Here is a 25,461-nt window from a genome sequence, read left to right as displayed (position 1 = left end):
CTTCAGAGCGAACCACGCAGGCCGAAGCGTTTCATCAGCACTTTTTCCAGCAATCCCTTGGGCAACAGCGCGGCGAGCAACGGCAAGGCCCGACTGCCGTTACCCAGGCGCAGCAAGCGTGGCGGTGGGTCTTGCTGTGCGGCCTTGAGCAGGTCGGCAGCCAATTCGCTGGCCGGCGTCGGCTTGTCCTGGGAGGCCTTGGCCCGCGCGCGAATGCCGTCGCGCAGCGGCCACCACGGCGATTGTTCGCTGATCAGTTGTTCGGCCTCGGCGCCGGCATTTTTCGCAAAGCTTGAGGCAATCGCCCCAGGCTGCACTTCCATGACGCGGATGCCGAACGGTGCCAGCTCCATGCGCAGCGCATCGCTCAATGCGTGGACTGCCGCCTTCGAAGCGCAGTAGGCGCCGGCAAACGGCGTGACCAGCACCCCGGAAACGCTGCCTATATTCACCACCAGGCCCTTGCTGCGACGCAACACCGGGAACAGTGCGCGGGTCACGCCAACGATGGAAAACACGTTGGTTTCGAATTGACGCTGCATGGCATTCACGCCGCCATCGAGCAGCGGCCCCATGGCGCCGTAGCCGGCATTGTTGATTAACAGATCGAGGCCGCCGTGTTGCTGGTTGAGCCGGGCACCCAGTTGTTCGAGGGCGGCGCCGTCGTTGACGTCCAGTTGCACGGCGGTGAAGCCGGCAGCGGCGAGGAGCGCCACGTCTTCAGCCTTGCGCGCCGTGGCCCAGACCTCGTACCCCGCCTGTGTGAAAGCATCGGCCAGGGCGCGGCCAATGCCGCTGGAACAACCGGTGATCAACGCAACGGGCATGGCGCATTCCTTGTGCAGAGAAGTGAGAAGTCAGTCGGAGAAACTACCTTGCAATCGCTCGGCGCGAAACTCCAGGGTTTGTGGGCGGTAGCCAGGGCGCAGGGGCGGCATGGGCAGGCAATCCTGCCAGTTGGCGCCGGCCTGCAGTTCGCCGGGGCCGCGGTAGCGTGGCGCGGCGTATTGATTATCGGCGAGGTTGACCGTGTCACCCGGGGCATAGGCGGCGATGCGCCAACGCAGCTCGGTCAGCGGCACATCGTTGCCGTTGTTCATCTTCAGCAACAGCGGCCGGTCAGCCGGGCACTGCTCGGGGGCATAACTGATGCGCAACTCAAGGCGCGCCAGTTGCTTGAGCTCGCGGTTGTCCAGCCACACCACCCAGGCCGCCACCAGGCCCAGCCCCAGCGCCGCGGCGAGGGAAACCGGCAGGGCCTTGGCCGGATAACGCAGCAACAGCACCAGCCAAGTGATGATCAGCAGAACGCCGATGAACATGACTCGCTACCTCGGGATTAAAGAACACCATCCTAACCAAGCGTGGGGTGGATTGACCACGTTTCAGCGCAGGCGCCACGCCGCCCTATGGGCAATGCAGGGTTTTTCGCAACTGTGATTTCTGAGAGTAGTCGGGCGCAGCTTTTGCGCATGAACTGGGGGAAATATCAAAAGGATTTGTGCCATGCAGCTACGAACACCCGCAACAATTCATGCTTTCACCCCGACACTGACCGTGACGGATGCCCGTGGTCTGGGCGTGCGCGCGGTGACCTACTGGCGTGAGCGACTCGAAGACGTGCCCGAGGCGCGGATCGAGCGCAGCGCGTCCGACGCGCAAGGTCGGCTCATCGCGCAATGGGACCCACGCCTGTTCCGCGATGCCTCGGCGCCCGCCAACCTGACTTCGATCCATTCCCTCGGCGCCCATGTGCTGGGCACCGACAGCGTGGATGCGGGTTGGCGTGTCAGTCTGTTGGGCGAAGCGGCGCAGGCGTTGCAAGGCTGGGATGCCCGGGGCAGCCAGCGCACCCATTGCTTTGACGATCAGTTGCGGCCGTTGGCGATCTGGGAGCAAGGCCAGGGCGAACCCTCCCGCTGTACCGAGCGTTTTGCCTACGGCGCCAGCGATGCTTCGTTCGCCTATCACAATCAATGCGGGCAGTTGATCCGGCATGACGACCCGGCGGGCACTCAGTTGTTTGCCGAGTTTGGCGTGAACGGTGCGACGCTGGAGCAGACCCGGCATTTTCTCAAGACGCTGGCGCCACCCGATTGGCCGCAGTCGATAGCCGATCGTGAGGGGCTGCTGGAACCGGGCGCGGGCGCCAGCAGCCGTTCACTTTTCAATGGGGCGGGCGACGTGCTGGAGCACATCGACGCCAAGGGTCATCGGCAGTTTTACCGCCAGACGCTGGACGGCCAGTTGTGCGAGGTTCGCCTGCAACTCAAGGGCACTTCGGTGCCCACACTGCTGCTCAGCGACATCGCCTACAACGCCTTCGGACAGACCGAGCGGGAAGTCGCCGGCAATGGTGTGGTGACCACGCTGCAGTACGACGCCGAGGACGGTCGCCTGGCTCGCCTCGCGTCACGGCGCGACAGCACGACCCTGCAAGACCTGCGCTACGCCTACGATCCAGTGGGCAATGTACTGGGCATCGAGGATGCCGCACTGCCGATCCGCTACTTTGCCAACCAGCGCGTCGAGCCGGTCAATCGCTACCGCTACGACAGCCTGTCGCAACTGATCGAAGCCAGCGGCTGGGAAGCAGGCGCCGCCAGCCAGGGGCCGGCATCGGCCCACCTCGATGATCCAGCGCCCTGCGTCAATTACCGCCAGACCTACCACTACGATGCCGGCGGCAATCTGCTGGAACTCAAGCACCAGGGCGCGCAAAGCCATGGGCATCGACTGCGGGCAGCGCCGCACAGCAACCGTTGTCTGCCCACGCGCGCAGGGGCCGAACCGGGCGACGGTGACTTCCTGCGCCGCTTCGATGGCAACGGCAACCTGCTCCAATTGCAACCGGGACAGGCGTTGGCCTGGGACCTGCGCAATCAACTGAGCGAGGTTCGCCCGGTGTTGCGCGATTCAGGTGCGGATGACCACGAACGCTACGTCTACGGCGCCGACGGCATGCGCGTGCGCAAGGTCCGCGAAACGCAAACCGGCACCCGCACCTTGGCCGCTGAAGTGCGTTATTTGCCCAACCTCGAACTGCGCACCCACAGCGGCAGCGGCGAGAGGCTGCAGGTGATCAGCGTGCCGGCCGGGCGCAGCAGCGTGCGGGTGTTGCACTGGGAATCCACGCCGCCCAAGGACATCGGCAACGATCAATACCGTTACAGCCTGAACGATCACCTGGGCTCCTGCGCGTTGGAACTGGATGGGGTGGGCGGGGTGATCAGCCAGGAGCGTTATCACCCGTTCGGCAGCACGGCGTGGTTTGCCGGCAGGGGCGAGGTCGAGGCGAGCTATAAGACCCTGAGGTATTCGGGCAAGGAGCGGGATGCGACGGGGCTTTATTACTATGGGTTCAGGTATTACCTGGCGGGGTGGCAGCGTTGGTTGAATCCGGATCCGGCGGGTGTGGTCGATGGGCTCAATGGTTATGCCATGGTCGCCAACAATCCAGTCACGTATCGCGATCGGTTGGGTTTGATCAAGGTGGCGGACTATTTCGAACCCTTTGCCGAATTCGATCCGGCACCGTTCGCGATGGCCGAAGAGCTTGATCATTACGTCAGGCTTGTAGAGGGCACCCAGTACTCCGAGTCGTTGCGCAAAAGTAGCGACAAGGATCTGATTAGCCTGAGTTGGCAGGAAGATTCGGAGCACTATACGCCCGCTTCCGAAGTGGCTACCGAGATCACGGAAGAAGGTGTGTCAGGGGTCTATTCGGCGGGCTTTATCAAGGATTTGCACCGGTCGGATTATTTCTTGCACCGAGGTGACCCCAGCGCAGGCTCAGATGGTTTTTCCGCGTCATTGACTATGTTGCCCACCCTTGCGGAACAACTGAGCTTCTTTGCCGATAAAGTCCCGGATCCGGATAACCGTGCGCGTATTTCCGAGGTGGCCTTTCAAGTCAGTCTGGTTCCGACGTTTCAGGAGCTCCACAAACATAACGAGATGGAGCGGTATTTTTTTTCGGACAGCTCCAGGGCGCGCTTCGATATTCATTTAAATGAAGATCAAAGCGTCACCGTCATTTCGAGTACAAGCTACGGCGTCAGGGATGCGGATTCGGATTCGGATTCGAATCAAACAGTTCCTGGGATACGTTTGCATGCCGTCACTGAAACGAGGATTGGCGCAATCGATGGGCGCTTGGGCCACGACGTGTTGGCCGATGAAACGGTCAAGGGCCGCTACGAACTCACTTTTGAAAGGGCGGCGATGAATCCTGCGCCAACTCCGATGGCTGGACCGTCGTTTCTCGGTCGAATGTTTGGCCACAAGTAATCAAGCGCAAGCAGGATTGAGGCATTAAAAAGCCCCCGTTCAACCCACTGCGGATAGGGGACGCAGTGGGTTGGACGGGGGCTTGTTCTTGCCCTGAAGTTACTGCGCGATGGTTTTCACCGACACCCCGCGTTCCAGCGGCGTCGAGCGCCCGTAGATATCTTCGAAGCGTTCGATGTCGTCCTCGCCCAGGTAACTGCCCGACTGCACCTCAATGATCTCCAGTGGAATCTTCCCCGGATTGCGCAGGCGGTGCAGCGAGGCAATCGGGATGTAGGTCGACTGGTTCTCGGTAAGCAGGAACACGTTCTCGTCGCACGTCACCTCCGCCGTGCCGCTGACCACGATCCAGTGCTCGGCGCGGTGGTGGTGCATCTGCAGCGACAGGCAGGCCCCCGGCTTGACCGAGATGTGCTTGACCTGGAAGCGTCCGCCCATGTCCACCGAATCGTAGGAGCCCCACGGACGGAACACTTCGCAGTGGTTCTGGGTTTCGCTGCGGCCCTGTTCGTTGAGGGTGTTGACCATCTGCTTGACGCCCTGGACCTTGTCCTTGTGGGCAATCATCATCGCGTCCTTGGTCTCGACGACCACGATGTTCTCCAGGCCAATCACCGACACCAGCTTGCCGTTGCCGTGGATCATGCAGTTGCGGCTGTCCTGGATCACCACGTCGCCTTTGCTGACGTTGCCGTTGGCGTCTTTTTCGTGCACGTCCCACAGCGACGACCAGCAGCCGACATCGCTCCAGCCGGCGGTCAGCGGCACTACGCAGGCGCGCTGGGTTTTTTCCATTACCGCGTAGTCGATGGAGTTGTCCGGGCAGCAGGCGAAGGTGGCTTCATCGAAGGTGATGGTATCGGCGTCCTGGGCGCTGCGTTCAAGGGTCAGCAGGCAGGTGTCGTAGATGTCCGGATCGTGTTTTTTCAGCTCTTCGAGGAAGCGGCTGGCGCGGAACAGGAACATGCCGCTGTTCCAGAAATAGCCGCCCGCGTGGACGAACTCGGTGGCGCGCTTGACGTCGGGTTTTTCGACGAACTGCGCAACCCGGCTGACACCTTCCGGCAGCAGCGCATCGTTGCCCGACTTGATGTAGCCGTAGCCTGTTTCCGGTTTGGTCGCCGGCACCCCGAACAACACCATCTCACCGCGTTCGGCGGCCACGGTGGCCAGGGCCAGTGCGCGCTGCAGGGCTTTCTGGTCTTCCAGTACGTGGTCGGCCGGGAGCACCAGCATCAACTCGTCACGCCCTTCATTGACCAGCATCATCGCGGTCAGGGCCACGGCCGGCGCAGTGTTGCGCCCGAACGGTTCCATCAGGATGCGCTGCACTTCCAGTTTGCGGTTGCTCAACTGCTCATTGACGATGAAGCGGTGGTCCTGGTTGCAGACCACGATCGGCGTGTCCATGCCGTCGAACACCAGGCGCTCGAGGGTTTGCTGGAACAGCGTGTGCTCACCGGTCAGGGCCAGGAACTGTTTGGGGAACTGTTTGCGCGACAGTGGCCAGAGACGTGAACCGCTACCGCCGGAGAGGATGACTGGGATCATGGTGTAGCTCCTTCAAATTTGTTTGTTCGGGGCCCTTGTAGGAGCTGGCTTGCCAGCGATGCGGTGGATCAGACACATCAATGCCCAATGACACACCGCAATCTCCAGCAAGCCGGCTCCTACAGGGAACTGCATCAATTCGGAAAATGGATCAGCGCGTCGAAACCGGGCGTTTCACCCACACCGGCGACAGGCTGCTGCCGGAACCTGTGACGTACAGCACCGCCGCCTCGCCGCGTTCCAGCGCGACCGGCTTGAGGTCGCCGACCTTGGTGGCGCCGTCGTACAGCGCCAGGCTGACTTTCACCGGGTTGATCTCGCGCTCGCCGCGGCCTTTGGCGGCGACGGTCTTGACCACTTCGGTCTTGCCGTCGGCGGTCTTCAATGTCAGCGCCTTGTCGCTCAGGTTCTGCACCCGTACCAGGGATTTCTGTTTGTTCTTGAACGGCGGCTCTTCGATCAATTGCGGCTGGCCGCTGGCGTTGTTGACCAGGGTGTAATAGTGATCGGCGGCAAGTTTCACCGGCAGGCTCTGGCTGCCGACCTTGGCGCTGTAGTCGCCGCCGGGCATGAAGCTGAAGTCGCTGCTGGCCAGTGGCGCGACGTCGTTGAGCGCGGTGCTGCCGACGGTGGCGCTGACTTCGGCGTTGCTGGCGTTGTAGATCCGCACGAAGCTCGAGCCTTTCGGCGCGGTCGGGCCGTAGAGCGCGGCGTCACCGGCGAAGGCCTGCAGCGACAGGGCGCTGAGACCGGCGACGAGGGCGAAGGTCTTGGCGAGACGACGAGTATTGGAAGTGCAAGTCATGGGAGTTACCTCTTTCAGTTTTGCGCCCGGTCGGGCATCTCGGATTTAGGGGTGTTGAGTGCAACGTTCTGTTGGCGCGCACCGGCTTGCTTGAGTTCGGCGACCCATTGCGGGTCGGCGTCGCCGATTTCGTTGTTGACGGGCAGATAACGTTCGGGGAACTCCCAGATCAGCACCTGCGGCGGGCTGTTCTTGAAGTCAGCGCTTTTCAGGTAGCTGAGCATCGGCAGGATCGGCCCGTGGCCGTCCTCGGCATAACTGAGCACATCGCTGTGCAGCGCCTGCTTGAGTGCGCCGACGAAATTCCAGTTGGGGTTGGCGCTGTAGCTGGTGCCGACCAGGGCGACGGGCACCTCACTGTTGGCGAACAGTGCGTCCTCACCTTCAGCGGGTTGTTCGGCGGCAACGGTGGTGCGTTTCTGCAGCGGCTCGGTGGCCGGCATCAGGTTTTCGAACAGCGGATCCAGCGGCAGGAACAGGCGCAGGTCGCCCTTGTGACTGACCTTCTCGCTGGCCTGGGTGACGAATTGCTGCGGCTGGCCGCTCAGCGGGGTTTTCTCGGCAATGGTCCGCGCCAGTTGCTCGGCGGCGATCTGTGCGCCCTCTGGGGTCCAGTGGGTATCGGTGCGCAGGAACACCTGCTGCCCGGCATCCTTGGCCTTTTGCAGCGGGCCCAGCAGGTCAGGGGCGGGGATTCGCTCGGCGGCCACGCGCTGGTGGAAATCGCGGTACAGGTCGGCATGGATGCTCGCCGGCTTGACCTCGGCCAGATGCTCCGGATACAGGCGCACCTTGGCCGGGACGATCGCCATCACCAGTTCGACGCCACGGGCCTTGAGGGTCTGGCGCACGCCTTCGACCAGCGCGTAATTGCCTTGCAGGTTGAGCTCTTCGTTGACAACCGGGTTGAACTCTTCATCGCTGTACAGCCATTGATCGCGACCGAGCACCACGCCCGGACGACCTTCGTTGAACAGCTTGAAATCCAGCGCCGCCCACAGGTTGGTGCCCAGGCGCTTGATCGGGAATTCATCGTCGTAGTGGGTTTCCACGGCCTTGGTCCAGCGACCGTTGAGCACGGTGGCCTCGTTGTTGGTGCTGAAGCCAAAGAAGCTGCGTACCGACCACAGGCCCAGGACCAGCAGGGTCACCAGGAACAGGGCGATGTAGAACACGCGTAATGAGCGGGTCATGGTCAGATCCCTCAGAACTGGAAGTAAAGGAACGGCGAGAAGCTTTGCGCCGAGAGTTTCAGGATCGAAGCGATGAACAGCAGCAGCACCAGCGCGCGCATGGCGTAGCGCGGCCAATCCACCACGGCGCCACCGGCCAGGCTCAGAGCTCCGCCGTCGACGGGCTGGCTTGGCGCAACGCTGTCCTTGGCCGGCGGCCGGTTGCGGTAGAAATCCCGCAGGCCGAAGAACGCCAGGGTCGCGTAGGCCACCACCAGGGTTGCCACTTGCAGGCCGGTGAGGCTGGCGCGGTTGAGCTCCGAGAGCGACCAGTCGCTGAAGCTGAACATGGCGCCGTACATGCGGGCGGCGACGTGCAGGTTTTCCGCGCGGAAGATCACCCAGCCCATCACCACCAGCAGGAAGGTCAGGGCCCAGCGGATCGGGTTGAAGCTGCGCGGCGAGGTGTTGAGGCCGATGGCTTTTTCAATCGCCAGCCACATGCCGTGCCAGGCACCCCAGACGATGTAGGTGATGTTGGCGCCGTGCCACAGGCCACCGAGGAGCATGGTCAGGAACAGGTTGCGGTAGGTGGTCAGGGTGCCTTTGCGGTTACCGCCGAGGGTGATGTACAGGTAGTCGCGCAACCAGGTCGACAGGCTGATGTGCCAGCGCCGCCAGAACTCGGTGATCGACTGGCTGATGTAGGGTTGCTTGAAGTTTTCCATGAAGCGGAAACCCATCATCAGGCCCAGGCCGATGGCCATGTCGCTGTAGCCGGAAAAGTCGAAATACAGCTGCGCGGTGTAGGCCAGGGCGCCGAGCCAGGCGTCGCCGGTGGTCGGGTTCTGCAGGGCGAAGCAATGGTCGGCGACCACCGCCAGGGTGTCGGCGATGAACACCTTCTTGATGAAGCCCTGCATGAACCGCGTGCAGCCCTCGGAGAATTTGTCGAGGGTGTGGGTGCGGTGGTTGAACTGGTCGGCCAGGTCACGAAAGCGCAGGACCGGGCCGGCGATCAGGTGCGGGAAGATCGCGACGAACGCGGCGAAGTCGATCAGGTTGCGGGTGGCCGGGGTGTCGCCACGGTAGACGTCGATGATGTAGCTGATGGACTCGAAGATGTAGAACGAGATCCCGATCGGCAGCAGCACGTGGGTCAGGATGAAAGGCTCCAGGCCCACCGAGGTCATCATCGCGTTGATGCTGTCGACGCCGAAGTTGGCGTACTTGAAATAGCCGAGGATGCACAGGTCGACGGCGACGCCGAGCAGCAGCCAGCGCTGCGCCGGTTTGGTGCGCACGCCGGCAGCGCCGACCTTGAGGCCGATCCAGTAGTTCCACAACGTCACGGCGGCGAACAGCGCGAGAAAGTCCACGCGCCACCAGGCATAGAACACGTAGCTGGCAATCAACAGCAGCAAGTTGCGATAGCGTTGCCCGCTCAGGTAGTACAGGCCGAGAAAGATCGGCAAGAACAAAAACAGGAACACGTTGGATGAAAACACCATCCCGGTTTCTCCTTGTTTGATATGTAGGAGCTGGCTTGCCAGCGAAAGCGGTGTGACAGGTACACCGCGTTGTTCCATTCATTTGTAGGAGCTGGCTTGCCAGCGAAGCGGTGTGTCATTCGACATCCTTTTCGGATGTGCTGGCGTCTTCGCTGGCAAGCCAGCCCCTGCAGGGGGCGTGGTGGTTTCAGGAGCCTTTTTCATTGGCCGGGTCATAGACCTTGGTCAGGTCGCCGCCCAGGCGGAAACTCTTGAACGGCTGCATGCCGTGCTTTTTCTCCAGCACATCCGCCGAGCAGCTGTAGAGCGAGCAGTAGGGTTCAAGCCAGGCAAACTTGGAGTCGACCTTGAGGTCGGTCATGTCCTGTTCCTTGCCGTTTTTCTCCTCGAACTCGTCCGGGTCCTTGACCCCGGCCAGCACCCGTTCACCCAGGCGCTTGAGTGCGCTGTTGTTTTCCTGGCGCAGGTCGACGCCGTTGACCTGGGCAAAGCTGGCGATCATCGCCAGCGGTGGCAGCGCGTAGTTGTGGTAAGCCAGCGCCCGTTGCTCGCGCTTGAGTTCGTTGGGCAGGTAGCCCTGGGCGTCGACCTGGTGGGCGCCAACCTTGAACTCTTTCACGGCCCAGTCGAACAGGTCGCGGCGGTTGGTGGCGACCGAGGTGGCCATCACCGACCAGGCGGCCCAGTACGAGTGGTTGTTGGTTTTCTCCAGCGGCAGGTCGTTCCAGTCGCTGACCACCTGGTCGGCCATCTTGCTGAACCAGGCTTCGATTTGTTGCGCTTGCTGCGGGTGGTTGGCCAGCGGATGGGAGTCGGAGAACTTCAGGCGAATGTAGGCCGAGGCCATGCTGCCCAGCGCCCATTTGCGCATCGACTTGCCGGTGTGGTTGAAGTCCCTGGACATCAGCGCGTCGGCCTGGGCCCAGGCGGTCAGCCAGTTCAGCGTGCACTCCAGTTGCTGCGGGCGACCGTCGCGCATGAACTGCATGACCCGTTTGCTGGTGCCGCGCTCGATTTTGGTAATGTCGGCGGTGGTCTCGCGGAAGGCTTTTTCCGATTGCACATTCAGGGTCGAACGGGCCTTGTCGGAGCCTTCGTACTTGCTGCGAAACTGCAGGGCACCGGTGTACGGCGTCGGTACGGCGTCACAGCCTTCACTGCTGTCGCCAGTCTTGAATTTTTCCACCGGGGCAAAGTAACCCTGGGGCGGACGCAATGGCGCGGCGGCCTGGGTGGCGCCGGCGAACATCGCCAGGCTGAGCAGGGCCGGTACCCAGAGCTTTTTGCGTTGTGCAGTGTGCATGGCAGACCTCATTGCCCGAGCTGGGCGGTACGTTGACCCGCGCCGGGGAATACGTTGCGTTTGCAGATTTTCGCTTCGACTTTCTGTGGCGCGGCGCCGGCTTCGGGGCCCTGGACCTCGACCGCCAGCAGGTTCTGCGAGGCCCAGTCTTCGTCGGTGCGCAACTCAAAGGCGAAACGACCGTCGGTGTCGGAGGTTTCCGGTTTGTCGATCTTGATGTCCTCGTGGCGCCCGTTCATGTACCAGAGGGTGGCCTGCAGGGTTTTCACCGACGGGTCGGCGAAACGGATGTCGATCTGATGACTGCTGTTGCGCAAATCCATGTTGCGGCTGTTGACCATCAGCTCGTTCTTGCCCGGCTTGAGGGTCGAGCTGCTGCTCATCAGCGCGTCCTTGCCTTCGCAGCCGTTGTCGAGCAACGCCATCATCTGCCGGTAGATGGTTTCCTGGTCGAGGCGGTACAGCGGCGAGAATTCCCAGATGAGGATTTTCGGCGGGCTCTTCTGGAAATCTTCGCTGCCCAGGTACTGCAGCATCGAACCTTCGAAGCCACCGCCGGGGAAGGCGACGTTGAGAATGTCTGCGCCAATCGCCTCTTCGAGGAAACCGGCGAAGTTGTAGTTCTTGCCGCTGTGGCTGGTGCCGACCAGGGTGATCTGCGGGTTGCCGGAATCGCCGAACAGGTCGCCATCGGCGGCTTCGCCCTTGGGTTCGGTGGTGAACTGGTCCATGTACTGGATCGCGTAGCTGGTGCCGCAGAGTTGCCCGGCCATGTTGTGCAGGGTGCCGGTCTTGCCCATGCGCCCGGACTTTTTGGTCTCGAATTCACGCTTGGGAATGTCGGCGAATTGCGGCAACTGACGGACTTTCTCGGCGACGATTTTCGCCGTGCGCTGGGCGCCGTACGGGGTCCAGTGTTGGTCGCCACGGAAGTAGAAATCGTGGGCGGGCAGGGTCTCGGGCAGCGACTCGTTGGTCAGCGGCGAGAGGTCCGGCACCACGTAGCCCATCTCGGCGAAACGCCCGAGCATGCCCTGGTAATTCTTCAGCGCCTTGTCGTAGTCGAACGCGGCTTTTTCCTGGGGGTTGAGCTTGTTGCGGTTCACCAGGCCACGGGTTGGCTGATAGACCACCACCAGTTCCACGCCCTTGCTCTTGAACGCTTCGTGCAGTTGCTTGAGGCGGCGGTAGCCGGCGGGCGTGGTGTTGAATTCGGTGCGCAGGTCTTCCTGGGTACGGAACAGCCAGTCGCCCTGGGCTTGCACCAGGGTGGTGAAGTTCTGCTGGTAACGCGTGGTGTAGTTCTTCGCGTCATGGGCTTCGGGGCACAGGTTGCAGCACGGCTCGGCGCTGAAGGTCGGTGCCGTGGCATTGGCGGCGCTGGCCGCGTCACTGACGGTCAGCAGGGCGGCGGCAATGCCGGTCAGGCCGAGCAGTTTGATCAGGTGGGGCTTCATCAATGTCATCCTCAGTCGCGCATTTCGGTCTGGCGTTCGACGGGGTCGATCAGCACGGCTTTTTGCTGGCGCACCAGCAGGTCGAGGATTTCGTCCTGGCGTTCGCCGAGGATCCCCGAGAAGCTGATGCCACTGGATTTGGTCGGGGCGAGCATCGAGACCCGGTACAGTTCGATACTCAACGGCGAGTCGATGGACATCGGGCCGCTGCCGTTGGCCGCCAGTTCACCGCCGACCACGATCAGCGAGACCTGGGCATCGAACGGGTCGAGCTTGATGTCGCGGTCGGTGTCGGACAGGTCCTTGATGTGGCCGTAGAGGCCGGTCAGGCCGTTGGCCATGGCGATGTTTTCGTACAGGCGAATGTTCACGCTGTTACGAATACGAATGCCGTGGCGTCGGTTGCTGATCACCTTGTTGCCCCACAGCAGGTTGTCGGCACTCTCGTAGAGGGTGATGCCGTCGGTGTGGTTGCGGTAGATCTCGTTGTAGGCGACCAGGTTGTTGACGCTGTTACGGTCGATCACCAGCCCCGAGAGTTTGTTGTCGTAGCTGCGGTTGTTGAAGATGAAGCTGTCGTTGACCTCACGGGAAATGATGATGCCGTGCTTCTTCTTCGTGCCGTAGACGGTGTTGTCGGCAATGATCAGGCGATGGGAGCGGTCGTGGGGGTCGATGCCGTAGACGATGTTGTCTTTGTAGGTGTTGCCCTTGACCACGAAGTCGCTGGTTTCATAGCAGTAGAAGCCGTACCACATGTCGGAGAACTCCGAACCGATGATCCAGCCGGTCGGTTCCGGGCGCTTGAGGACCTTGGCCATGTTCGGCGTGTATTGGGAAATACTCACCCCGTAGGACTTACTGTTGGCGTAGCCGAAACTGGCCATCTTGCTGTTGACGATGTAGGTCTGCGTGCCGCCCCAGGCCAGCAGGAACGGGCGAAAATCCTTGGGCGAACGGAAGGTTGCCGGGCCGTTGTCCTTCTCGCGCCAGCCGGTGATCTTGCTGTCCCGCACGAACAGTTGGCCGTCGTTGACCAGGAACGAGCCGGCCTCCTCGGACAGGCGCAGTTCCTGGGTCTGTTTGTCGATCTCGAGAATGCCCTTGGCCCCGACCACGATCGGCAGGCGCGCGAGGAACACCCCCGGCGACGTCTCGCTGAAGTACTGCTTGGGCAGCTTCTTGCTCAGGTCCTTGAGGTTCAGGTAGCCGTCATCGATGAAGATTGCCTGGGGAATGCCGTGCTGACGGACCACCCATTCGGCCATCTTGTTGTCACCACCGATAAAGTCCTTCAGCGCGTCCTCCTGCATCATCCGCCGCACGCTGACCTTGCCGGCCTTGCTGCGCACGATCTTCGCTTCGGCCGCTTCGGCGGTGTAGCCGGACAGGTCGGGCAGTTTCGGTGCGGCCAGTTCCAGCGGCCCGGTCGGCGCGCTGCTGACGGTGTAGGTCTTGGCCTGCTGCAACTCCTTGGCCACGGTCACCGGTTTGCTCGGTTCGACGCTGGCGCAGGCGGCATTGGCGGCCAGCAACAGGGCGGCGGCCAGCAGACTGATCGCGGGGTTGTTCATCCGGGGCACTCCCTTGGCGGCTCGCATCAGAAGCGCCAGATCACGTCGACGAATGCGCGGTGCATGTACGAGTCGACCTGGTTGCCATAGGCATCACCCGGCTTGAACACGCCGCCACGAAAGCGCACCAGCGCTGCCGGTTCGTCGATCGACTTGCTCAGGCTGGCCGGCAGCAGGCCTTGCTTGAAGTACTTGGTGACCACCAGATCGACTTCCTGGCCGAGGTCCTTGTTGCCGTCTTCCAGTGGCAGCGAGGTGCTGGAGAGCAGGGCGCCGGTGACGTCGTCGTAGTTGTTGTCGACGGCGTTGATGCCGTTGCTGCCGACCGGCTTGTTACCGTCGACGCGCCAGAATTTGTGGTAGACCAGGCTGGCGTCGTAGTCGTCCTGGATCATCCAGGAACCGAACAGGGTGGCGCTCTGCATGTTGTTCATTTCGCCACGGAACGCCTCGCCGAAACGATGGACCCTGGCGCGGGTGCCGGTGTAGTTCGAGCGGTTGCTCTGCAGGCCGTTCTGCTCGTAGTCGGCACTGGCGCGGGCGTAGGCGGCGCCGACCTGCCATTTCGGATCGAGGCGCAGACGCACGCCGAGGTCGGTGGCCCAGCCGTCGACATCGCCACTGCGCTTGGCTTGCGCCGGTTGGCTACCGTCGGCGTTCAGCGGGTTGACGGTGTCACGGTCGCCGCTCATGCCGGTGAGGCTGGCCCAGTAGTTGACGGTGTTGGTGTTGCGCCAGTTGTACGCGTCGCTGTTGGCTTCCAGGCCAACCCAACTGAGGTCGCCATTCTGTTTCTTGTCGGTGGCCTCGGGCGCTTCGCCGGGCGTCGGGTAGTCGAGCTTGCCGTTGTCGTGGGTGTGGTGGGCGCGCAGGCCGACCCATTGCCCCGGCGTCCACTGGGTAGCGATATCGCCAAAGATGTGCAGGCGGTCCTTGTCTTGCGGCGACAGTTCGGTGAGGTCGGTGCGGTATTCGCTGAAGCGCTCGGCGACCCCGACATTGGCTTTCAGCAGCGTGGTGTCGAAGGTCCAGTTAAGGGCTTCGATATTGGTGTCGCGCCATTGCCCGTCGTCGTTGCGCAGGCGCTGGCGACCGAGCTTGAGGATCTCGCCGGGGTAGGGCGTCAGGCCGCTGTAGCCGACCCAGAACTCGCGCATGGCCAGGTAGTTCTTCTTGCTCTTGCGCCCGTCATCGTTGCTGCTCTGGCTGCCTTCGGTGTCGGACTGCTGCAGGGTGTCGGTTTCGATGATGTCGGTGGAGGTCACGGCCTGGCCCATGGCGTAGGCGCTCCAGTTGCCGCTCTCGCCGTACACCCACGGACGCAGGTCGAGGCCGACGCCGTTGACGTCGCCACCGCTGGCGGTGCCGAGGTCGCGGTCGTCTTCCGATTGGCCGGTGATCTTCACGTCGAGGCCGAAATTCTTGGTCTCGGTCATCGCCGCCAACGTCGGGCACGACCACAACAGGGCGAAGCTCAGGCCAATGCCGGCCTTCACAAAGGGATTCAACTTCATAGGGATTCCTCACCATCTTGTTCTTGCAGGGCCTGGGCACTGATCGGGTTCTGGCTCACGGCGCCACGCATCGCCTGTTCCTGTTGCAGCAGGCGTTGCGCTTCGGCCAGTTGGGCTGGCGGCAGTTGGGCTTCGATCGTTTGCGCCAGTTCATTGGCCTGCGGGGTGTCCTGGGCCTTCGCCAGTTGGCTGAAGACATAGGCGTTAAGCGGGTTGGGCTTGGTGCCCTTGCCTTGGGAGAACAGCTGGGCGAGGGCGAAGTCGGCACTGTTCTGGCCGTTGCGCGCAGCGGTCAGCAGGTGGTCGACGGCCTTTTGCGAGTAGACCTGGCCGAGGTAGCCACGGCGATAGATCTGCCCCAGGTAGTAGTCGGCGGCAACTTCCTTGCCCACGGCTTTTTGCAGATGCGCCTCGGCGACCTTGGCGTCGGCCGGCACCCATTTGCCTTCGTAGTACAGCTTGCCCAGCAGCAGCTCGGCCCGTGGCTGATCGGCGGCGCTACCGTTTTCCAGGTACTTCATCATCGTGTCGACGTCGCCCAGTTCGGGGAAGTCGTAGAGCAACTGCGCGAGGCTGACCCAGGACGCCGGGTAGCCGGGAGCAATTTTCTCGAGCATGGCCTGGGCGGTTTTTTCGTCTGGCTGACCGAGACTGGCATCGCCGAGCACCCGCGCCACGCTGTCGACGCGTTGGGCCGAGACGGCACCGCGACTGAAGCTGGCCTGCAACTGCTTGAGCAGTTCGGCCTGTTGTTCGGGTTGGGCACGTTTCTGATAGACCGTGGCCAACTCGACGTAGCAGATGTCGGTGCTGTTCAGTGCGGCCTTGCAGATCTTCTCGACGTCGTCCAGGTGCTGGTCGTAAGTGCCCTGGGTGCGATACAGCAGCACCTGGGCCAGCCCGGCCTGCGGATAACCGGCGCTGCGCCATTGGCTGATCTGCTGCTGGGCGTTGATGTTGGGGAAACTCTGCGGGTATTGCAGGTAAAGCATCGCCAGCGGGATCAGGGTGTTGCCTTCACCACTGGCCGAAGCTTTTTTCAGCAGCGCTTCGGCTTCATGACGCTCGGCTTCACTGGAGCCTGGCTTGGCCACCAGCAGGCGTCCGAGTCGAGCCTGGGCACGCGGCGAAACGCTGGCGGCGGCGCGGTAAGTCGCTTCGGCCTTTTGCATCTGCGCCGGGTCGCGGCTGTCGACCTGGATATCCGCCAGACCGACCTGGGCTTCGCTGTAACCGAGGTCCGCCAGTTGCTGATAGTTCGCTGCGGCAGTCGTGGTATCGCCACGCTTCAAGGCTTCGTTGGCCAGGCGCTGATCGGGCAGGCCGGCGCAACCAGCCAGGCTCACCGCCAACGCCAGCACACACACCACCGATCCCTTGTAGGAGCGAGCCTGCTCGCGAAGCGGTACATCAGACACACCGCGGTGCGGCGATCGCTGGCAGGCCAGCTCCCACAGTGACCGAGGTGTTTTCAAGAGGGGTGCAAGAGTCACAGGCATGTCCTCGACTTAAAGACCATTGGCCATGGCTTTGTCGATCAGCCAGCTCAGGTTCGGGCCACGATCGCTATTCACTTCCACCGGGCGCCCGGCCAAAGCACTGTCCAGCGCTTCGTCCGGTTTGATCTGCACGCGAATGTCGGAGGACAGGTCGGCGCTGTTGAGGCTGGTGCTGCTGACGATCTTGCCGCTGCGCACGTTGTCTTCACCGGCCACTTGGAAGCTCACGGCGGTGCCGGGGCGCACGTCGGCGAACTGGCGATAGGAGAAGCGCGCCTCGACGTTGGCCTGGCTGTTGCGCGGCACCAGTTGGAAGATCACGTCGCCCTTGCTGGCGTACTGACCGTCGGCGACCATCTGCTGCGCGACGATGCAGTCGCAGGGTGAAGTCAGGGTGCCGGTCATCTGCTTGCCGAACAGTTCTTCGACCTTGGCTGGCTGCAACTGGTCTTCATCCAGATGGCCCTTGAGCACGTCGAGCATGCTGGTGCTGAAGGTCGCCAGCGGCGCGCCCTTGGCGGCCACGCCGTCGGTCTGGATCAGGCTTTGCACGGTGCCGTCGCGGGGCATGGTGACGTTCATCCCCGGCACGCTGACCAGCCCGGCCTGGGCGTGGCTGACGAAGTACATGCCGTACACCGATTTGAGGATGAAGCCGAACGCAGCCAGGCCGACGATGAAAATGCCGGCGCTGAAGGTCACCGCACGCAGACGGCCGAAGGCAGTCATGCCGCTGCCGCCGTCCTTGTTCTTGCGCGCCTTGGTGAAGTTGTCCCGTTGCAGGGTCGCCAGCACGTCGCCCATGGTCACGATGTCGCCGGACAGGTGCGAGGTGATCAGGTGGCGCAGGGTGGAGATGTCCTGCGGTTCGAGGTTCTGGAATTGGCAGCCGACCCGGCCGGTCTGCTGGTCCCAGGAACGCACCATCAACTCGACGTCCATGGCCAGGCCGAGGTTGTCGATCAGGAACTGCAGGCGGCCCTTCTTCACCTCGCCGACCTTGAACGGAATCTGCCCGCCATTGAAGCTCAGGCCACCCGCCGACAGGTCGATCAGGCGCGCCTCGACAGGCGTGCGGTCCGGTCCGAAGAAGCGCAGCTTGGCCGGGATCTTGACCCGGGCGTGTTGGCGTTGGGCTTCGGATTCATGCACTACGTTGACATTCACGGCGGTATTCATAGGGGGCGATTTCCTAGTTAATTCAGGCAAGGTGGGTCAGACCATCAGCAGCAGCACGGCGACGAAAATGCTGCCGGCGGAGAAGGTCATGGTCCGAGACGACCAGGTGTTGAACCAACGTTGAAAGCTGGCGAGATCACGGGACAGAGCAGTGGGTTGGCGCGTCCAGGACTGTTGGTCGAGGCGGAAGAACACGTAGATCTTCACCAGCGCGCCAACGATCTGGTTGTAATAGAGGATCGCCGGGTACGCCGGGCCGATCCGGTGGCCTGAGCACGAGAGCAGCAGGGTCAGGATCAGCCGCGTGATGCCGATCCACAGCAGGTACACGAGGATGAACGCGGTGCCGTATTTGAAGCTGGCGATGATCGCCACGGTCAGGCCCAGCAGCGAGGTCCACATCGATACGCGCTGGTCGAACAGCACCACTGAGGTGAACAGGCCCAGGCGCTTGATCCCCAGGCCGAGGGCGCGGGAGTTCTGCCGCAGGTTGTTGCCGTACCAGCGGAACATCAATTTGCGACTGGCCTTGATGAAGCTTTTCTCCGGCGGGTGCTCCACCGTGTTGATCGCCGCGTCCGGCACGTAGAAGGTGTCGTAGCCCAGGCGCATCAGGCTGAACCAGCTGGACTTGTCGTCGCCGGTGAGGAACTTGAAGCGGCCCAGGCGCCAGTGCTGCAGCGAGTCGCTTTCGACGTCGGCAATGAACTCCGGGTTGGTCACCACGCTGGCGCGGAACACCGACATGCGTCCGGTCATGGTCAGCACGCGCTTGGACAGGGCCATCGAGCACATGTTGATGTGGCGCTGGGCGAAGCGCAGCTTGTGCCATTCGCTCATGATGTAGCCGCCGCGCACTTCGCAGAATTCGTTGGTGGTCAGGCCGCCGACGTTGTCGAACAGCTGGAACCAGGGCACGGTCTTGCGCACTACGCCTTCGGCGAGCACGGTGTCGCCATCGATCACCGCTACCACCGCGCGGTCGTCCGGCAGGTGGCGGGAGATCGCACGGAAACCGAAGGCCAGGCCGTCACGCTTGCCGGTGCCGGGGATGCGCACGAAATCCAGTTTGACGTGGCTCGGCGGGTTCATTTTTGCCCACAGGCTTTTCACCAGCAGCTCATCGGACATTTCCACGATCGAGCACACCACGGTGGTCGGGAAGCCGCATTCGATGGCCTCGCGGATCACCGAGCAATAGACCTGGGCGGTCGTCAGCGCGTCGATGCGAAAGCTGGTGACCATCAGGAAGACATGGGACGGGTCCGCCGCCTTGCCCAGCTTGCGCACTTTGCGCCGCAGGTGCGGGTAGACCACGTAGAGAAACAGCATGCCGCGCAGGAAATGCGTGGCACCCATCGAGTAGCGCCAGATGCCCACGGCGCCAATCAGGAAAATGAAGTCCTTCGACTCGGAGTCGAAAGTGGACGCGGGCAACGCCAGGGCGAGGCCCATCAGTAAACATGAAAACAGCAGCCAACCGGCGGCCTGGAGTAGGCCGTGCTTTAGCCTGTGCATAATCTGCATCCATCTCGATCTCGGGCGCGCCGGCGGGGCGGCCCGATGGGGTTAAGGCTGGCGAACGACGCCGATGTGGCGTGCGCCGCCATCGCGAGCAAGCAGGACCCTGTGGGAGCGAGCCTGCTCGCGATCAACCGCGAAGCGGTTGCGGTGTTTCCCGGATCAGCCGCCTTACCAGCAAATCCCTTCCGTGCGCGCCGTCGGGTTGGTGGCCTTGGCCATGAAGCCGACCAGGTCGATCACCTGTTTGCCGTGGGGGACGGTGTGCGCGAGGCTGCGGAATTTCTCGTCGCGGTTGCCGAGGATGATCACGTCCGAGTTGTTGATCACCTCGTCGAAGTCCGAGTTGAGCAAGGACGAAACGTGAGGGATCTTCGATTCGATGTAGTCCTTGTTGGCGCCATGCACCCGGGCGTACTCGACGTTGCTGTCGTAGATGCTCAGGTCGAAACCTTTACCAATGAGCATTTCCGCGAGGTCCACCAGCGGGCTTTCGCGCAGGTCGTCGGTGCCGGCCTTGAAGCTCAGGCCGAGCAGGGCGACCTTGCGCTTGTCGTGGCTGGAGACGATGTCGAAAGCGTTCTGCACCTGGGACTCGTTGCTGCGCATCAGCGAGTTGAGCAGCGGTGCCTCGACGTCCAGGGAGCCCGCGCGGTAGGTCAGGGCACGTACGTCTTTCGGCAGGCAGGAACCGCCGAAGGCGAAGCCGGGGCGCATGTAGTACTGGGACAGGTTGAGGGTCTTGTCCTGGCAGACCACGTCCATCACTTCACGGCCATCGACACCGACGGCCTTGGCGATGTTGCCGATCTCGTTGGCGAAGGTCACTTTGGTGGCGTGCCAGACGTTGCAGGTGTACTTGATCATTTCGGCGACGGCGATGTCCTTGCGGATGATCGGCGCGTCGAGTTCCTCGTACAGCGATTGCAGGACGTCGCCCGAGGCCTTGTCGAACTCGCCGATGACGGTCATCGGTGGCTGGTCGTAGTCGGCGATGGCGGTGCTTTCACGCAGGAACTCCGGGTTCACCGCCACGCCGAAGTCGACGCCGGCTTTCTTGCCCGAGCAATCTTCGAGAATCGGGATGACTACGTTGGCCACGGTGCCCGGCAGTACGGTGCTGCGTACGACGATGGTGTGGCGGGTGCTCTTGTCGCGCAGGACAAAGCCGATCTCGCGGCACACCGCTTCGATGTAGTTGAGTTCCAGGTCGCCGTTTTTCTTGCTCGGCGTGCCGACGCAGATCATCGACAGGTCGGTATCGCGGATCGCTTCGGCGAAGTTGGTGGTACCGCGCAGACGACCGGTCTCGATGCCCTGGGCGAGCAATTCGCCAAGGCCCGGCTCGACGATGGGTGAACGCCCGGCGTTGATCATGTCGATCTTGTCCTTGGCCACATCGACACCCACGACGTCATGGCCGCGGGCCGACAGGCAACCGGCACAGACCGCGCCGACATAACCCAAACCAAATATGCTGATGCGCATCGTAATTACCTCTGTGTTTATCACGCCATTAAATGGCCGAAGTTAATGATGTTCTGTGGTCGAAGTGCACTCGCAACTTTCCCGCAGGCGCAAAACTACCCGTAGTGGCATGTTCAATTGCGAGTGGCTAAATAAGTGCACTCAAGTTGTGCGTAACTTTGGCCGCTTGTGTCGGCTCGCCCTGATAAGCAGCCAGGCCCCCGCTGAGGAGGCTCTGGTGCAGGCGCCTGGTACTGATATCAGTACCCTTCAGGGGCGAGGCGCTGGCCTTTTGGGGATAGTGAGTTGAGAGGTTCTCCGGTCATTCACTGTTATTCCCGAAGCACGACCGCCAGGCATCAAGTTCAATGTGGCAACTTGGTTATTGGCTTCGTGCTTTGCGTAAGTCATCTCCTACGTGTTCGTGAAGAATCGTTACCGGTGGTATGAGCGGTGCATTTTCAGATAGTTCATGGCCGCTCATCCTGATTTTTGAAATCTCTTGAAATATTGCCAAAGATGGCACTGCTTTCAAATTGATAGCACTTGCCGTTTGGCCCTTTATATATGGGGAGATAATTAGCGGGGATAGTTTTATGCCACTACCGAACAAAAAAAACGGTGCCACTAGTGAAAAAAATCACCCCTGTCGAGTGAAATTAAAGTTAGCGCAGGGCTGTGGTGGATTTTTGGCGTCACAAAAATGACGAATTTGGCGGGAGTCCAGGGAGGATTTGGCACGTCGACAGCCGAGGCTGTCGCGCGCCATCTTTGCCTTATTCCGGTGCGTGATCGCGCAGGAATACCAGGTTGTCCGGTTTCGACTGTTCGGCGCTGTAGCGATAGCCCTGCAGGTCAAAGCCGGTGAGGGCTGCGGGGTCGTTGATGCGTTCCTGAATGACGAACCGGCTCATCAGGCCCCGGGCTTTTTTCGCGTAGAAGCTGATGATCTTGTACTGACCGTTCTTCAGGTCCTTGAACTCGGTGTTGATGATCCGCGCGTTCAGGGCGCTGCGCTTGACCGCCGAGAAGTACTCGTTGGAGGCCAGGTTGAGCAACACGTCGTCGCCTTGCTCGGCCAGGGCTTCATTCAGCCATTCGCTGATCTGCGTGCCCCAAAAGGCGTATAGGTCCTTGCCCCGGGCGTTGGCCAGCTTGGTGCCCATTTCCAGGCGGTAGGGTTGCATCAGGTCCAGCGGGCGCAGCAGGCCGTAGAGGCCGGAGAGGATGCGCAGGTGTTGTTGCGCGTAGTCGAAGTCGGCTTCGCTGAAGGTCTGGGCATTCATCCCGGTGTAGACGTCACCCTTGAACGCCAGCAGCGCCTGTTTGGCGTTGTCCTGGGTGAAGGCCGGGGTCCAGCTGCCGAAGCGCGCGGCGTTGAGGCCACCGATCTTGTCGGAAACGTGCATCAGTTCGCTGATCTGCGCCGGCGTCAGCTCGCGCAGTTGCTCGATCAGTTCCTGGGAATGGTCCAGGTACTGCGGCTGGGTGAAGCGCTGGGTGGCCGGAGGCGTTTCGTAATCGAGGGTCTTGGCGGGGGAAATCACCATCAGCATGCAGTCGTCTCCTTTGAACGTGCGGCGATTCTAGGGGGTTGGGCGGCAGGACTCCAGCTATCGGGGTCATAGCTGATCGGCGGTGCGCGCAATGGCGGAGGCGGGCGGCGAATCGGCTATAGTGCCGCGCGGGTTTTCGGAGGAGTCACCCTGTGCGTAGCGCTTTACTGTTTGCGGCCTGTCTGTTCAGCCTTGCGGCCACTGCCGCGCCTGTCGGGCCGGCGACACTGGACCGCAGTACCTGGCCGGAACAGCTGTCAAATCCGACACTGTTCGATGTCGCCTCGCGGGCCGAGATCCTGACCTTCGCCCGCGCGCTGCTCGCCAGCGAGGCACTGGATGAGGCTGCGTTGAAGCAGCGCCTGGGGCTGCGGATGATCAACCTCGACGCGATCAACCGCCTGCGTGAGCGGATGTGGGTGCGCCTGCTGGCCAACTACAACTTCGCCCAGCAAAGCTGCGACCAGGATGCCTCCTTCTGCTTCCTGGTGGAGGACCGCGACACCCTGCGCGAGCAGGCGGGCAAGTTCGAACTCGGCGAAGACTCCTACTACACCCGTTGGGCCGAGCCGAGCCGGCAGTTCCATGAGCGCTATCTGGACGAACAACTGCGCAAGGCCGCGCTGCTGCCGCAAACCAGCAGCGAGGTCGAATTGCTCGGTGATCACGAGCGCAATGGCGAGCAGTTGAATGACCGGCTGTTTGTCCTCAGTTTTGACAGTGGTGCCAACCTGGTACCGGATCACAGCGCCTGGCTGGCCGAGTACCTGCGTGAGGCAAAACTGACGGCGACCTTCTTCGTGCTCGGCAGCGAGGTCCAGGCTCGCCTGGCCCAGGGCTCGGTGGCGCAGTTGCAGAATCTTTACTCGGGGCAGTGCGTCGGTGTCATGGGCTGGGAGTTTCGTGCCCACAGTCATTGGCAGGACTGGCAGTATTCGATCACCCGCAGCGTCGACCTGGTGAAGAACAAACTGCCGGAGAACTTCGTGCCGCTGTTCCGTCCACCCAATGGTCAGCGCCGGGCCGATGGGGCGGGCTTTTTCAAGGCTCAGGGCTTGCAGGTGGCGCTGTGGGACATCGATCCCATGGACAGCAACCGTCAGTTGAGCGCAGAGGCCAGTGGGCAGCGGGTGCTGACGCTGATGTTGTTGTGGCGCCACGGGGTGATCAACTTCAATAGCCGGCAAGATGCAGTGACCTCGGCATTGCCTTGGCTGATGGCGCAAACGGCGCAAAGCGGGATCGGTTGGGAAGAGTGTCAGGACGCGTTTCGTTGAAACGGCAAAACCCCGTAAACATTGGCTTTGGGGTGATTTTTGCGAAGAATTCGCTACAGGCGGACTTCCGACTTTAACGGTGCCTGAGTCACCCGCCAAGCGCTTTTTAGCGCTGTGAAAAATAAATATCAAAAAAGTGTCAAAGTGCTTTTTCCTGTCATGGGTTTTGGAGTATTACGAAGACAGACCGCCGAAACCTGCAGCACAGGTGGCGTCTTCCAAGACCCGCTTGTGTGCAATTCTCCGGACGCCCCCCCGGGGAATTCGGTGGCCACTTCGAGGCGCAGCACTGTCACGGTATTGCGTCGACTGGCTCCCACAAAGGTGACCGAGTATGGATGATCACGGACGTAGCCCTTCTTCCAACCAGCCAATCCTTTATGTACTCGATACCAACGTATTGATTCACGATCCAAACGCGCTTCTGAACTTCGAAGAACACCACGTCGCCATCCCCATGACCGTGCTTGAGGAGCTGGACAAGCTCAAGAGTGGGCATCACAGCGTCGCGGCCGAGTGCCGTCAGGCCATTCGCCTGATCGACAAGACCCTGGGCGAGGCGTCCCCGGAAGACGTCGAGCTGGGTGTGCCGATCCAGCGTGGCAAAAGCGGTCCCAAGGGCTTGCTGTCAATTCTGATGAGCAAGCGCGCCGAGCCGAATATCATTCTGCCCGAGCACCTGAACGACAACATCATCATCAACCAGTTGATCGACCTGCACGCCCGCGAGCCCAAGCTGCCCGTGGTGCTGGTCACCAAAGACATCAACATGCGTCTCAAGGCCCGCGCCTGCGGGATCGCGGCCGAGGACTACAGCACCGACCAATTGGTCGACGACGTCTCGCTGCTACCTAACGGCTATCACAACATGAGCGGTTCCTTCTGGGATCGCGTGAGCAAGGTGGAGACCCGTCAGGACCACGGTCGCACCTGGCATCAAGTGCAACTGATCGACAACCTGCCGGCCGTGCACATCAACGAATTCATCATCGACGAACAGGGCTTTGTCGGCTGGATCAAAGAGATCGAAGACGCCAAGCTGCTGATCCTCGACCTGCATCAGGAACCCCTGTTGCACCAGGAAGCCTGGGGCCTGAAACCGCGTGACATCTACCAGAGCCTGGCGCTGTATGCGTTGCTCGATCCGGACATCCACCTGGTCAACCTGTCAGGCGCGGCCGGCTCCGGCAAAACCATCCTCGCGCTGGCAGCCGCCATCGAGCAGACCATGGTCAGCAAGCGTTACCGGCGCATCATCGCGACCCGCAGCGTGCAGGGGCTGGACCAGGAAATCGGCTTCCTGCCAGGCACCGAAGCGGAAAAAATGGAGCCTTGGCTGGGCGCCATCACCGACAACCTCGAAGCCTTGCACATGGATGACGAAAGCACCCATGGCAGTGTCGATTACATCCTCAGCAAAGTGCCTTTGCAGTTCAAATCCCTCAACTACATCCGCGGCCGCAGCTTCCAGCAAAGCCTGATCCTGATCGACGAATGCCAGAACCTCACCCCGCACCAGATGAAAACCATCATCACCCGTGCCGGCGCCGGTTCCAAAGTGGTGTGCCTGGGCAACTTGGCACAGATCGACACCCCTTACCTGTCCGCGACCAGCTCCGGGCTGACCTACCTGACTGAACGCTTCAAGGATTTCCCCAACGGTGTGCACATCACCCTGCAAGGGGTGCCTCGTTCGATTCTGGCTGAATACGCAGAGTCTCATCTGTAACTTTTCACACACACCGGGCGGCCTTGAAAGCCGCCCGGTTTTTTTTGCGTGGCGGA

Annotated in this window: 18 protein-coding genes; 3 read left to right on the top strand and 15 right to left on the bottom strand. The window is 61.7% G+C overall.

Annotated features, from left to right (window positions below; translation table 11 throughout):
- Window positions 1–2 precede the first annotated feature (2 nt).
- Complete coding sequence (locus ACZYR5_RS17185) at window positions 3–827, bottom strand: SDR family oxidoreductase (RefSeq protein WP_489090287.1); 825 nt, start codon at window positions 825–827, stop codon at window positions 3–5.
- A 30-nt stretch (window positions 828–857) separates the two neighbouring features.
- Entirely contained in the window at window positions 858–1,322 is a 465-nt protein-coding gene (locus ACZYR5_RS17180; protein WP_489090286.1) for a multidrug transporter, read from the bottom strand.
- Window positions 1,323–1,506: 184 nt separating this feature from the next.
- Here ACZYR5_RS17180 and ACZYR5_RS17175 point away from each other — a divergent pair, with 184 nt between their 5' ends.
- Complete coding sequence (locus ACZYR5_RS17175; protein ID WP_489090285.1) at window positions 1,507–4,290, top strand: RHS repeat domain-containing protein; 2,784 nt, start codon at window positions 1,507–1,509, stop codon at window positions 4,288–4,290.
- A 99-nt stretch (window positions 4,291–4,389) separates the two neighbouring features.
- Here the strand turns inward: ACZYR5_RS17175 and ACZYR5_RS17170 are convergent, their stop codons facing one another.
- The 13 genes from ACZYR5_RS17170 to yaaA form a co-directional block, all read right to left on the bottom strand.
- Complete coding sequence (locus tag ACZYR5_RS17170; protein WP_489090284.1) at window positions 4,390–5,841, bottom strand: mannose-1-phosphate guanylyltransferase/mannose-6-phosphate isomerase; 1,452 nt, start codon at window positions 5,839–5,841, stop codon at window positions 4,390–4,392.
- Between the two features lie 151 nt (window positions 5,842–5,992).
- Complete coding sequence (locus ACZYR5_RS17165; protein ID WP_489090283.1) at window positions 5,993–6,646, bottom strand: alginate O-acetyltransferase AlgF; 654 nt, start codon at window positions 6,644–6,646, stop codon at window positions 5,993–5,995.
- Between the two features lie 14 nt (window positions 6,647–6,660).
- A complete protein-coding gene (locus ACZYR5_RS17160) occupies window positions 6,661–7,839 on the bottom strand; it encodes an alginate O-acetyltransferase (protein WP_489090282.1) in 1,179 nt (392 codons plus the stop codon).
- Between the two features lie 11 nt (window positions 7,840–7,850).
- Window positions 7,851–9,329, bottom strand: coding sequence for an MBOAT family O-acyltransferase (locus ACZYR5_RS17155; RefSeq protein ID WP_489090281.1), 1,479 nt, complete (start codon window positions 9,327–9,329; stop codon window positions 7,851–7,853).
- Window positions 9,330–9,516: 187 nt separating this feature from the next.
- On the bottom strand, window positions 9,517–10,632 hold the full coding sequence (locus ACZYR5_RS17150; RefSeq protein ID WP_489090280.1) for a mannuronate-specific alginate lyase: 1,116 nt from the start codon (window positions 10,630–10,632) through the stop codon (window positions 9,517–9,519).
- An 8-nt stretch (window positions 10,633–10,640) separates the two neighbouring features.
- Window positions 10,641–12,089, bottom strand: coding sequence for an alginate O-acetyltransferase (locus ACZYR5_RS17145; RefSeq protein ID WP_489090279.1), 1,449 nt, complete (start codon window positions 12,087–12,089; stop codon window positions 10,641–10,643).
- Window positions 12,090–12,100: 11 nt separating this feature from the next.
- Window positions 12,101–13,663, bottom strand: a complete 1,563-nt coding sequence (algG, locus tag ACZYR5_RS17140) for a mannuronan 5-epimerase AlgG (RefSeq protein WP_489090278.1) — start codon at window positions 13,661–13,663, stop codon at window positions 12,101–12,103.
- A gap of 26 nt (window positions 13,664–13,689) precedes the next feature.
- Window positions 13,690–15,177, bottom strand: coding sequence for an alginate export family protein (locus ACZYR5_RS17135; RefSeq protein ID WP_105755113.1), 1,488 nt, complete (start codon window positions 15,175–15,177; stop codon window positions 13,690–13,692).
- Window positions 15,174–16,676 carry an alginate biosynthesis TPR repeat lipoprotein AlgK gene (gene algK, locus ACZYR5_RS17130; protein ID WP_489090277.1) on the bottom strand — a complete coding sequence of 501 codons (1,503 nt, stop codon included), beginning with the start codon at window positions 16,674–16,676 and terminating at the stop codon, window positions 15,174–15,176. The genes ACZYR5_RS17135 and algK overlap by 4 nt, the downstream gene beginning before the upstream one ends.
- Before the next feature lie 9 nt (window positions 16,677–16,685).
- The gene (locus ACZYR5_RS17125; protein WP_489090276.1) at window positions 16,686–17,855 is read right to left on the bottom strand and encodes a PilZ domain-containing protein; all 1,170 of its coding nucleotides are present in this window, start codon (window positions 17,853–17,855) and stop codon (window positions 16,686–16,688) included.
- Window positions 17,856–17,891: 36 nt separating this feature from the next.
- Complete coding sequence (gene alg8 / locus ACZYR5_RS17120; RefSeq protein WP_489090275.1) at window positions 17,892–19,373, bottom strand: mannuronan synthase; 1,482 nt, start codon at window positions 19,371–19,373, stop codon at window positions 17,892–17,894.
- 174 nt (window positions 19,374–19,547) lie between these two features.
- The gene (locus ACZYR5_RS17115) at window positions 19,548–20,864 is read right to left on the bottom strand and encodes a nucleotide sugar dehydrogenase (RefSeq protein WP_489090274.1); all 1,317 of its coding nucleotides are present in this window, start codon (window positions 20,862–20,864) and stop codon (window positions 19,548–19,550) included.
- A 755-nt stretch (window positions 20,865–21,619) separates the two neighbouring features.
- Window positions 21,620–22,399: a peroxide stress protein YaaA gene (gene yaaA / locus ACZYR5_RS17110; protein WP_489090273.1), complete on the bottom strand. Its 780-nt coding sequence runs from the start codon at window positions 22,397–22,399 to the stop codon at window positions 21,620–21,622.
- Window positions 22,400–22,551: 152 nt separating this feature from the next.
- Between yaaA and ACZYR5_RS17105 the strand changes: the two genes are divergently transcribed.
- A complete protein-coding gene (locus ACZYR5_RS17105) occupies window positions 22,552–23,676 on the top strand; it encodes a polysaccharide deacetylase family protein (RefSeq protein ID WP_489090272.1) in 1,125 nt (374 codons plus the stop codon).
- Window positions 23,677–24,010: 334 nt separating this feature from the next.
- Entirely contained in the window at window positions 24,011–25,405 is a 1,395-nt protein-coding gene (locus ACZYR5_RS17100) for a PhoH family protein (protein ID WP_489090271.1), read from the top strand.
- Window positions 25,406–25,461 lie beyond the last annotated feature (56 nt).

This window comes from Pseudomonas sp. F007 (assembly GCF_057814275.1).
Note: the sequence above shows the minus strand (reverse complement) of the source record. Positions and strands in the feature narration are given on the sequence as shown.

Excerpts from the sequence above, each read along its gene's own strand:
- ACZYR5_RS17180 (WP_489090286.1), bottom strand. The coding sequence starts at position 1,322 with ATGTTCATCGGCGTTCTGCTGATCATCACTTGGCTGGTGCTGTTGCTG.
- algG (WP_489090278.1), bottom strand. The coding sequence starts at position 13,663 with ATGAACAACCCCGCGATCAGTCTGCTGGCCGCCGCCCTGTTGCTGGCC.
- yaaA (WP_489090273.1), bottom strand. The coding sequence starts at position 22,399 with ATGCTGATGGTGATTTCCCCCGCCAAGACCCTCGATTACGAAACGCCT.
- ACZYR5_RS17145 (WP_489090279.1), bottom strand. The coding sequence starts at position 12,089 with ATGAAGCCCCACCTGATCAAACTGCTCGGCCTGACCGGCATTGCCGCC.
- ACZYR5_RS17125 (WP_489090276.1), bottom strand. The coding sequence starts at position 17,855 with ATGAATACCGCCGTGAATGTCAACGTAGTGCATGAATCCGAAGCCCAA.
- algK (WP_489090277.1), bottom strand. The coding sequence starts at position 16,676 with ATGCCTGTGACTCTTGCACCCCTCTTGAAAACACCTCGGTCACTGTGG.
- ACZYR5_RS17115 (WP_489090274.1), bottom strand. The coding sequence starts at position 20,864 with ATGCGCATCAGCATATTTGGTTTGGGTTATGTCGGCGCGGTCTGTGCC.
- ACZYR5_RS17150 (WP_489090280.1), bottom strand. The coding sequence starts at position 10,632 with ATGCACACTGCACAACGCAAAAAGCTCTGGGTACCGGCCCTGCTCAGC.
- ACZYR5_RS17170 (WP_489090284.1), bottom strand. The coding sequence starts at position 5,841 with ATGATCCCAGTCATCCTCTCCGGCGGTAGCGGTTCACGTCTCTGGCCA.
- alg8 (WP_489090275.1), bottom strand. The coding sequence starts at position 19,373 with ATGCACAGGCTAAAGCACGGCCTACTCCAGGCCGCCGGTTGGCTGCTG.
- ACZYR5_RS17135 (WP_105755113.1), bottom strand. The coding sequence starts at position 15,177 with ATGAAGTTGAATCCCTTTGTGAAGGCCGGCATTGGCCTGAGCTTCGCC.
- ACZYR5_RS17185 (WP_489090287.1), bottom strand. The coding sequence starts at position 827 with ATGCCCGTTGCGTTGATCACCGGTTGTTCCAGCGGCATTGGCCGCGCC.
- ACZYR5_RS17165 (WP_489090283.1), bottom strand. The coding sequence starts at position 6,646 with ATGACTTGCACTTCCAATACTCGTCGTCTCGCCAAGACCTTCGCCCTC.
- ACZYR5_RS17155 (WP_489090281.1), bottom strand. The coding sequence starts at position 9,329 with ATGGTGTTTTCATCCAACGTGTTCCTGTTTTTGTTCTTGCCGATCTTT.
- ACZYR5_RS17160 (WP_489090282.1), bottom strand. The coding sequence starts at position 7,839 with ATGACCCGCTCATTACGCGTGTTCTACATCGCCCTGTTCCTGGTGACC.
- ACZYR5_RS17100 (WP_489090271.1), top strand. The coding sequence starts at position 24,011 with ATGGATGATCACGGACGTAGCCCTTCTTCCAACCAGCCAATCCTTTAT.
- ACZYR5_RS17175 (WP_489090285.1), top strand. The coding sequence starts at position 1,507 with ATGCAGCTACGAACACCCGCAACAATTCATGCTTTCACCCCGACACTG.